8 protein-coding genes are annotated in these 9,188 nt (G+C 65.2%); 2 read left to right on the top strand and 6 right to left on the bottom strand.

Annotation, left to right across the window (positions count from 1 at the left end; translation table 11 throughout):
- A partial coding sequence (locus ACIQ42_RS11535; RefSeq protein WP_397422330.1) for a hypothetical protein occupies window positions 1-209 on the bottom strand: 209 nt, incomplete at its 3' end.
- A gap of 93 nt (window positions 210-302) precedes the next feature.
- Entirely contained in the window at window positions 303-872 is a 570-nt protein-coding gene (locus tag ACIQ42_RS11540; protein ID WP_397422331.1) for a fasciclin domain-containing protein, read from the bottom strand.
- Between the two features lie 390 nt (window positions 873-1,262).
- Here ACIQ42_RS11540 and ACIQ42_RS11545 point away from each other — a divergent pair, with 390 nt between their 5' ends.
- Together ACIQ42_RS11545 and ACIQ42_RS11550 are read left to right on the top strand one after the other, a co-directional pair.
- Window positions 1,263-1,601, top strand: coding sequence for a P-II family nitrogen regulator (locus tag ACIQ42_RS11545; RefSeq protein ID WP_397401384.1), 339 nt, complete (start codon window positions 1,263-1,265; stop codon window positions 1,599-1,601).
- A 24-nt stretch (window positions 1,602-1,625) separates the two neighbouring features.
- Window positions 1,626-3,167 carry an ammonium transporter gene (locus ACIQ42_RS11550; RefSeq protein WP_397422332.1) on the top strand — a complete coding sequence of 514 codons (1,542 nt, stop codon included), beginning with the start codon at window positions 1,626-1,628 and terminating at the stop codon, window positions 3,165-3,167.
- Window positions 3,168-3,231: 64 nt separating this feature from the next.
- On the opposite strand, the gene ACIQ42_RS11555 is transcribed toward ACIQ42_RS11550, so the two are convergent.
- The 4 genes from ACIQ42_RS11555 to ACIQ42_RS11570 all read right to left on the bottom strand — a co-directional run bounded on the left by ACIQ42_RS11555 (window position 3,232) and on the right by ACIQ42_RS11570 (window position 9,031).
- Window positions 3,232-4,107: a 4-(cytidine 5'-diphospho)-2-C-methyl-D-erythritol kinase gene (locus ACIQ42_RS11555; protein WP_397422334.1), complete on the bottom strand. Its 876-nt coding sequence runs from the start codon at window positions 4,105-4,107 to the stop codon at window positions 3,232-3,234.
- Between the two features lie 3 nt (window positions 4,108-4,110).
- On the bottom strand, window positions 4,111-5,796 hold the full coding sequence (locus ACIQ42_RS11560) for a tetratricopeptide repeat protein (RefSeq protein ID WP_397422335.1): 1,686 nt from the start codon (window positions 5,794-5,796) through the stop codon (window positions 4,111-4,113).
- Window positions 5,797-5,833: 37 nt separating this feature from the next.
- Window positions 5,834-7,495, bottom strand: coding sequence for an electron transfer flavoprotein-ubiquinone oxidoreductase (locus ACIQ42_RS11565; RefSeq protein WP_397422337.1), 1,662 nt, complete (start codon window positions 7,493-7,495; stop codon window positions 5,834-5,836).
- Between the two features lie 123 nt (window positions 7,496-7,618).
- Entirely contained in the window at window positions 7,619-9,031 is a 1,413-nt protein-coding gene (locus tag ACIQ42_RS11570) for a M48 family metalloprotease (protein WP_397422338.1), read from the bottom strand.
- Window positions 9,032-9,188 lie beyond the last annotated feature (157 nt).

Below are 9,188 nucleotides of genomic sequence, written 5' to 3' on the forward strand. Positions count from 1 at the left end.
ACCCGGTAGGTCACAGACCTTGAAGCCGCCGCAGTGACATCATCCGGTAGGGGCGCCGCCGTCGCAGACAACGCCGCTCGCGCCGTTGCAACAACAGGGTTCGGCACAAGGACCGCCGATTGGCTTGCATCGTTCGCTGGGGTCTGGGCGTTCGCCACCCCCGCCAGAAAGGCGACAAGTGTTATGGCGGCATATCCTGCAGGGCGCATCGTCTGAACTCCGGTTGGCAGGCAGACGTCGGACGCGAGTCCAACATCTGCCAATCTCAACGGTTCAGACGGCCCTAGCGTTCCGTGATTTTATCAGGAGCTGGGCGGCGTGGGGGCCGCCGCCGCGTCAGCGGCCGGCACCGGGTCAACAGCGCCCTGGCCAGACACCAGCACCTTGTCGACAATCTGCAGCAGGCCGCTCCCGGTCTGCAGATCCGCCTGGACGATGGTGGCGGCGTCGACCTTCAGCGCACCGGCCTCATCGGTGCCATCGAGAAGGATGGTGTCACCGGCACCCGAAGGGATTGGTCCCTTCACACCCTTGATCTTGTCCGAGGTGATCGGCGCATTCACCACGTGGTGCAGGACAAACTTCTGCATCGCGGCCTTGTTGGCCTTCAGGTTGGCCAGATCCGCGGCGGGCATGGCGGCGAAAGCGGCGTCCGTGGGCGCGAAGACGGTCAGGTTCTTGTTTGTCCGGAGCAACCCCGTCAGGTTGGTAGCGTCGATCCCGCTGACAAAGGTGGTGAACTGGCCGGAAAGCTTGAGCGTATCCACAAGGTCGCCCTGAACGGCGACCGGGGTCGCAGCCTGGGCCGAAAAACCTGGAGCTAAGATGGCCGCAGCGAGGACCAGAGCGGAGAGGAAGCGGTTGGACGACATTCGGGATCCTTGTGGTTTCGGCAGTGGCCGCTCTGTGGCCGCGCGACGTTGCCGCCGCAGTGGGTTGGATTGAAGCCTAGATCAAGTCCGCGCCGGATTTAAGACGACCAGCGGGCGCGTCAAGGATGACATGGTCACAGATTGTTAACCGCCCCGTCGCCCTCGCGGCGCTATTCTGCTCAAACATTGCACAACTACTGAATTCTTCGCTCAAAAAAGAAGCGTGTCCGGGCTTCTTCATCAAAGCGTAAACCCAACGGGCGGGTCCAGACCCAGCCCGACATAGCGTTCATTTCGATCACTGCGGCGGGGCTCAAAGCAGTTCGTAGCGGTCGATTAACACTTGAGAGGGGTTGGCCCACCCATCGGGCCGAACGCGGGAGCGAGCTGATGAAACTCATCATGGCGATCGTCAAACCGTTCAAGCTGGATGATGTGCGCGAAGCGCTCGTCAACGCCGGCGTGGAGGGTCTCACGGTCTCGGAAGTCAAAGGATACGGCCGTCAAAAGGGTCAGACCGAGATTTACCGGGGCGCCGAATACCAGATCAATTTCTTGCCGAAGGTAAAGCTGGAGGCCGTCGTCGATGACGCGGCAGCCGCCAAAGCCGTGGAGGCCATCAAGGCCGCCGCCGCCACCGGCAAGATCGGTGACGGAAAGATCTTCGTCCTCGACGTCTCGGAAGCCGTGCGCATCCGGACGGGCGAGACAGGCTCAGCCGCGCTCTAGCGAACGGGACAAGGGACAATGCTCATGAAACTCTTTGGAAAACAGCGACTGGCCGGGCTGATGCTCGCCGTCGCCATGGCTGGAGCGCCGCTGGCGGCGCCGGCCTTCGCTCAGGACGCTGCGGCGCCTGCCGCTGCGGTCGCGGCCCCGGAAGCGGCTGCGGTCGTTGCCGCGCCTGAAGCTGCGGCGCCGGCTCCAGCCGAGGCAGCCCCGGCTGCTGAGGAAGCGCCCGCACCGCTCGCGCCGAACAAGGGCGACACGACCTGGATGCTCACCTCGACCGTCCTGGTTCTCTTGATGATCCTGCCCGGTCTGGCTCTCTTCTACGGCGGCCTGGTTCGGCAAAAGAACATGCTGTCCATGCTGATGCAGATCTCGATCGTGACGGTCATCGGCATGATGGCCTGGGCATTCTGGGGCTACTCGCTGGCCTTCACGGATGGCGGCGGCCTCAACAAGTTCATCGGCGGAACCAGCAAGTTCCTGCTGAGCGGCGCGGTCTTCAACGCGGAGGGTGCCTTCACCAATGTGGAGACCTTCTCCAAGGACGTGGTGATCCCGGAAGTGGTGTTCGTCTGCTTCCAGATGACATTCGCCTGCATCACCGCGGCGCTGGTCCTGGGCGGCGTGGCCGAGCGCATGAAGTTCGGCGCGGTTGTGCTCTTTGCAGTTCTGTGGCCGCTGCTCTCCTACTATCCCATGGCGCACATGGTGTGGTGGTGGGCCGGCGCGACCTCGGGCTTCGGTCAGACGGCAGACGCGCTCGCAGCTGGCGCAGGACAGATCTGGGCCTTCGGCGCGCTTGATTTCGCCGGCGGTACGGTGGTGCACATCAATGCGGGTATCGCGGCCCTGGTCGGCGCCCTCATCCTTGGACCGCGCAAGGGTTATCGGTCCGAGCCCATGCCGCCCCACTCCTTGACCCTGACTCTGGTCGGCGCAGGGCTTCTGTGGGTGGGTTGGTTCGGCTTCAACGCCGGTTCGAACCTCGAAGCCAACGGCTACGCGGGTCTGGCGATGATCAACACCCTGTTGGCCACTGCCGCGGCCGGCTTCTCGTGGGCCATGGTTGAGTGGGTCACGCGCAAGAAGGCCTCGATGCTGGGCCTGGCCTCGGGTCTGGTCGCTGGTCTTGTTGCGGTGACACCCGCGGCAGGTTTCGCCGGCCCGGTGGGGTCGATCATCCTCGGCCTGCTGGTTAGCCCTATCTGCGTGTTCTTCTGCTCCACCATCAAGAATGCGCTGAAATACGACGACAGCCTGGACGCCTTCGGCATTCACGCGGTCGGCGGGATCGTCGGCGCCATTGCGACCGGCATCCTGGTCAATCCGGCGCTTGGCGGCGCGGGCGTGGTCGACTTCACCAACGGAAGTGTCGGCTACGATGCAGGCTTCCAGATCATGGCGCAGATCAAGGCCGTGCTGCTCGCCGTCGCCTGGTCGGGCACCGCCAGTGCTATCGTCTTCTTCCTGATCAAGTTCACGATCGGACTGAAGACTTCGCCTGAAGCGGAAGAGGAAGGCCTCGATATCGTCGAGCACGGCGAGCGCGCCTACGCTTCCTGACCATCGACACGAGTACAGGATACGGAACGGGGGTCCTTCGGGGCCCCCGTTTTCGTTTGGGATCTCAGTCCCAGGGGCCGCCCAGGCGACAGCGTCTGATCCACCAGTGCGGAGCCATCGCCTCCAGCCGTTCGGCCAGGGTCTCAACGGCAAAGTCGTCTTCGCAGATGGCGAAACAGGTGCCACCCGACCCGGACACCCGGGCCAGCAGGACCTCAGGCTCACCGCGCAGCGTGGCGAGCACCGTGCCGATCGCGGGTTCCACAGAGATCGCCGCCGGCTCCAGATCGTTCGCCATCAGGGAAAGCCAGGCCGCCACTTCCGTCACGGATTCGAACGCATCAGGCATGGGCGGCGGGTCGACGGCGCCAAAGCGGCCCATCTCATCGAACGCCCGGTAGACGGCGGGGGTCGACACGGGCGGTCCAGCATTGACCAGAAGGGTCGGCAGGTGCGGTAGACCGGGTGCTGCGGACAGGCGCTCTCCCCGCCCCTGCGCCAGTACGGGTCGTCCCCAAAGGCAGGCCGCGCCATCGGCGCCCAGGCTGGCGGCCACGCGTTCCAGCCGCGCATCGTCAAAGCCTGGCGCAAAGACGTCCCGGATCAGCCGCAAGGCCGCACCCGCGTCGCTCGAGCCACCGCCCAGCCCACTGGCGATGGGCAGTTGCTTGTCGAGGACAAACGCCATCTCCGACATTGGCCGGCCAAGTTCGGCGACAAATGCCCGTACCGCCCGGATGATCAGGTTATCGGGTTCGCGACCCAGCCCGCGCGCGAACGGGCCATGGGCGATCAGGCTCCCCTCGCCCAACTCAACACTCACCGTATCGCCGATGTCGGCGAAGGCCATCAGACTGCACAGCGGATGATAGCCGTCGGGCGTCGGCGCGCCGACATGCAGGAACAGGTTGACCTTCGCCGGCGCCAGCCTTGCCGGCATCGCCTATTGTCCGGCCAGTTTCGGCGACGGCCCAAGGCCGGATGCCAGCTTTTTTTCGGCGTCAGCCTTGATCTTGGCGTCGGGATTGAGCGTCAGGACGCGGCGCCACTGGAACACGGCCTCATCCTTGCGCCCCACCATCCAGTAGGCGTCGCCGAGATGATTGTTGATCTCGGGGTCGCCGGCTTCCAGCTCAATGGCCTGTTCTATGACTTCCACGGCCTTCTTGTAGTCGCCGAGCCGGTAGTGAGCCCAGCCGAGACTGTCGATGATAGCGCCCGAACGCGGGTTGGCGGCGAGCGCCTTCTCGATCATCGCCATCGCCTCGGGCAGGCGTTCGCCTCGATCAACCCAGCCGTAGCCCAGATAGTTCAGCAGCTCGCTCTCATCCGGGCGCAGCCGGATCGCCTGCAGCAGATCGGCCTCGGCCTCCTTCCAGCGGTCCATTCGGCCGTAGGCGCGGCCGCGGGCGTAGTAGAGCTGCCAGTCCGCATCCTGACCGGGCGCAAGCTCAGTATTCCAGATCGCTACCGCAGCCGCGTCATCGCCGTTGGCCGACAGCAGGTCCGCCAGGGTCAGCCTGCCATCCCGAACACCCGTGGCCGCAGCGGCGCGCGCCAGCTTGAGCGCCTCGGCCTTGTCGCCTGCGCTCTGATAGCTCCAGGCCAGTTTGGACTGACCCGACGCAAACTCCGGTGCCCCGGGACGGGGGCGCAAATAGGCCGCACGGGCGCCGGTTGTGTCACCTTGTTGCTGCAACAGGTCACCCAGCATCAGCCAGCCGTCATTCCTCTCCGGATCGAGCCGCAGCGATAGCCGCAGATAGGCCAGCCCCACCTGCGTCTGCTTGTTGGAAATCAGCGTGACCGCGGGCGCCAGCAGGGCAAACGCGGCGCCTTGCTGGACGGTAGGCGCAGCCGGCGGCGGCTTTCGCGTCGCCGCGCGCGACCTTGCCGCCTTCAGGGCGAGGTTATCTGGGTTTCGCCTGAGCGCCGCATCATAGAGCGCCAGGGCGTCAGGCCGCCGGCCCCGCCGCTCCAGAAAACCGCCGTAGGCGCTGACGGCGATCTCGGTGGGAGACTCACCTCCGGTGACAGCCTTGAAATTGGTCTCGGCCTCATCGTAGCGGCGCGCACGCTCGAACAGATGCGCCTGACCGATCTGGCCGAAGTAATCGACGGCGCCGTCACCGCGAACCGTGGGGCGCACAAGCGAGCCCTCAAGGTCACCCAATGAGGCGGCGACCCAGGGCGAGAGCAACGCCACAGCGCCGCGATGCGGAAAGCCGATCCCGTCGTTACCGATCACCTCGCGGGCCACCTTGCCCTTGCCCTCGGCAAGCGCCTCTACGGCGCGGGTGAGGCGGCCCATACGACGGCCCTGATCGGACGCACCGTCGCCGTCGGGCGCCAGAAGAGCGGCGCGTTCGATATCACCGGCGAGCAAAGCGGCGGTGAAGGCGCGCTCCGTGACGGCGGGGTCGACCGCGCCCTGGGCCTTGGCCAGTTCAAGCAGGCGCAGAGCCTCGCTGTTGCGACCGTCGCCCAGCGCCGAACTGCCCGCCAGGAACAGGCCGTAGGCGCTGCCCGGCGCACCCAGCGCCGCCGTCGTCACGCCGTTGGGAGGGGCCGTCGCGCAGGCGGAGACCAGAAGCAGCGGTAGACAGGCAGCGGTAAGGAGGTGACGCATGGCCCTGAACTTGGGCGCGCCGGGCGCGCGCCGCAACTCACATATTAGGATAGTTGGGTCCGTCACCGCCCTGAGGCGTCGTCCAGACGATGTTCTGCGACGGATCCTTGATGTCGCAGGTCTTGCAGTGGACGCAGTTCTGGAAGTTGATCTGGAACTTCGGGTTCTGGCCCTTGTCGTCGTACAGCACCTCATAGACGCCCGCCGGGCAGTAGAGGCGGGCGGGCTCGCCATACTTCGGCAGGTTCACACCGATCGGGACCGAGGCGTCGCGGAGCGTGAGGTGCGCCGGCTGGTTCTCATCGTGGTTGGTGCTCGAGAGGAAGACAGACGACAGTTTGTCGAAGCTGAACACGTTGTCAGGCTTCGGATAGGTGATCGGCTTGTAGTCCTTGGCCAGGCCTGTGGACTCCGCGTCGCTCTTGCCGTGCTTCAGCGTACCCCATGGCGACCAGCCGCCCAGGAGCGTCGCAATCATGGCATCCACCCCGCCCAGCACCAGACCGGGAATAGTGCCGAAGCGTGACCAAAGCGGCTTGAAGTTACGGACCGCCCAGAGTTCTTTCGCGATGGATGACTTCTGGTAGGCCGCCTCATAGGCGGTCAGGTCGTCGCTGGAACGTCCGGCCGAGATCGCTTCGAACGCCGCTTCGGCGGCCAGGATGCCGCTCTTCACCGCGTTGTGGCTGCCCTTGATGCGCGGCACGTTGACCATGCCGGCCGAACAGCCAAGCAGTGCGCCGCCGGGGAAATAGAGCTGCGGCAGGGACTGGGCCCCGCCCTCGGTGATGGCGCGTGCGCCATACGAGATGCGCTTGCCGCCCTCGAGGTAGGCGCGAATGCTCGGGTGGGTCTTGAACCGCTGGAACTCATCGAACGGCGACAGGAAGGGGTTTTTGTAATTCAGGTGCAGCACGAAGCCGATGGCCACGTAGTTGTCCCCGAAGTGGTACATGAACGAGCCGCCGCCCGTGGCGTTGTCCAGCGGCCAGCCGAAGGTGTGCTGCGTCAGGCCCGGTTCGAAAACCGCGTCCGGAACCTGCCACAACTCCTTGATGCCGATACCGAATTTCTGAGGCTCGCGACCGTTCGTCAGGCTATATTTGGCCTGGAGTTGCTTGGCCAGGGAGCCCCGGACGCCTTCGCCGATGAAGGTATATTTGGCATGGAGTTCAAGACCGGGCTGATAGTCGGCGGTGGGTTGGCCATCCTTGCCGATGCCGAAGACGCCGGCGACCACGCCCTTGACTGACCCGTCCGCATTGAACACCAGCTCAGAGGCCGCCATGCCCGGATAGATTTCGACGCCTAGGCCCTCGGCGTAGGTCCCCATCCAGCGACAGACGTTTCCGAGCGAGGCGATATAGTTGCCGTGGTTCAGCATCCACTTGGGGAAGGGCAGGAAGCTGATGTCCAGTTCGCCCTGCGGGCCCAGCATCACGAACTTGTCGCGGGTGACCTTGGTCTCCAGCGGGACGCCCAGCTCCTCCCAGTCGGGCAGCAGCTCTGCGATGCCGCTGGGATCGATGACGGCGCCGGAGAGAATGTGCGCGCCTACCTCGGAACCTTTTTCCAGGACGGCGACCGTCAGATCCGCATTGAGTTGTTTCAGCCGGATCGCGGCGGCCAGGCCTGATGGCCCCGCGCCTACGATGACGACGTCGTACTCCATGGCTTCACGTTCCACGGCTTCACTCATGCTGTTCCCCTCGCCTACCCGTGCATCCGAGGCGGCCTGCGCGACGGCGTCGTTGATCCTGTTGCGGTCTTATCGGAATGTGACGGCCCGGTGGTCAAGCGGCAAGACATCTTGCGACCCATCTCATCGCCGCTGATCCACCACCAGCTTGACCTGGCGACCAGCCGACAGGGCCTCGCCAGGGGCGAGATTGTTGATCATCCTGAAGAGCGCCAGCTTGTCTCCGCCGCTGGCCATCCGCGCGGCCAGCTCTTCGCTGGTGTCGCCAGGTCGCGCCGTGACCACCTGTATCCGCAACGCGGTGATCCGGCCGGCCTCCCCTTCGCTGATTCGACGGAATGACCTGAACAGAGGGTCGAACGTCGCGGTCTGACGCGCCGGCGCCAGGACCGTAAACCGGTAGGCGCTGTCACTGCCCATGGCGTAGGCCACAACGGTCAGATCAACAGGCTGCCCCTGACTGGTGGCCCGGGCGGTCTGGGCCACCGCCTCCAGGCCATTGATGGTGGTGCGTTGCGGCGGGCCGATCTCGGCGACAGCCTGACCCAGGATGGTGCGAAGCGCCTGTCCCACATGATCCTCGAGGCGAACATTCCCAAGCCTGGCGCCTGTAAAGTCGCCGCGAAGCCCGCCGGGGCCCGAGATCGACACAGCCGATGCACCGTTGGTCAGCCGGAAGCCGCGTGGCGCGTCGAACGCAATCCGGAGATCCGGGTGCAGAAAGGCCGTCCCGCGCACGAAACCCTGGGCCGGGTCGTCCCCATAGAGAAGTCCATCCATCTGTGAGAGGTAGGCGGCCTCGTTGATCGCGAGCGGACCTGTGACCGGGCCGGCCTTGCCCGCCTCAGTGGCAGCCCGCTGGATACGGGTGGTGGTCAGAGGGTGGGTTCGCGCCCAGACGGGCGTCGCATTTGACGGCGTCGCGCCCATTGCGGCCGCGGCGTAGGCATCCTGACGTTGAAGCGCGGCCAGCGCGTTGGAAATGCCCTCACGCGGATATCCGGCTGCGGGCAGCGTCTGCGTTGCGAAGGTATCGGATTCGTACTCCTGGCCCCGCGAGTAGCTGAGAACGCCAAGCTGCGCTGCCTGACCCGCCAGCTGGCCGATCTGGTCGGACTTGGCTACGGCGCCCACCAGAACAGCGGCCAGGCCGGTTAGTAGCTGGGTGTTGCGCTGTCGCGCAAAGTGCCTGCGGGCCACATGGCCGACCTCATGGCCCAGCACACCGGCCAGCTCAGCCTCGCTGTTGAGAATGCTCAGCAAGCCGCGCGTTACAAAGATGCTGCAGCCGGGTGGAGCGGCGAAGGCGTTGATCACCTCGCTGTTGATCAGGGTGAAGGTGCATTTCCCGCCCAATCCCCCTGCGGTGGCCATCTTCTCGCCAATGCGCCGGACGTAGTCCGCCTGAGGACCGACATAGACCCCGCCCAGACTGTCCGCGAGCGCCGCCTGCTGCTGACGTTCCTGTTCGGAAGCCCGGGTCTGGCCAAGTGATGGACCAGCCACCAGCACCCCCGCGAGGGCGGCGGCAGCCATCCAACCCTTTTTCATGGCTTGCAACGCCAACAGCGTGATCTCCATCCTGCGCCGCAACACCGGTTCGATGCCTTGAGTCCGGACCAGATTGACGCAGACCCATGATGGCGTGAACCCTCAACTTGACTGTAACCCCAGCGCATTCGGCGGCTGACAA

It is taken from the genome of Phenylobacterium sp., assembly GCF_044372605.1.
In the GTDB taxonomy this organism is placed as follows: domain Bacteria; phylum Pseudomonadota; class Alphaproteobacteria; order Caulobacterales; family Caulobacteraceae; genus Phenylobacterium.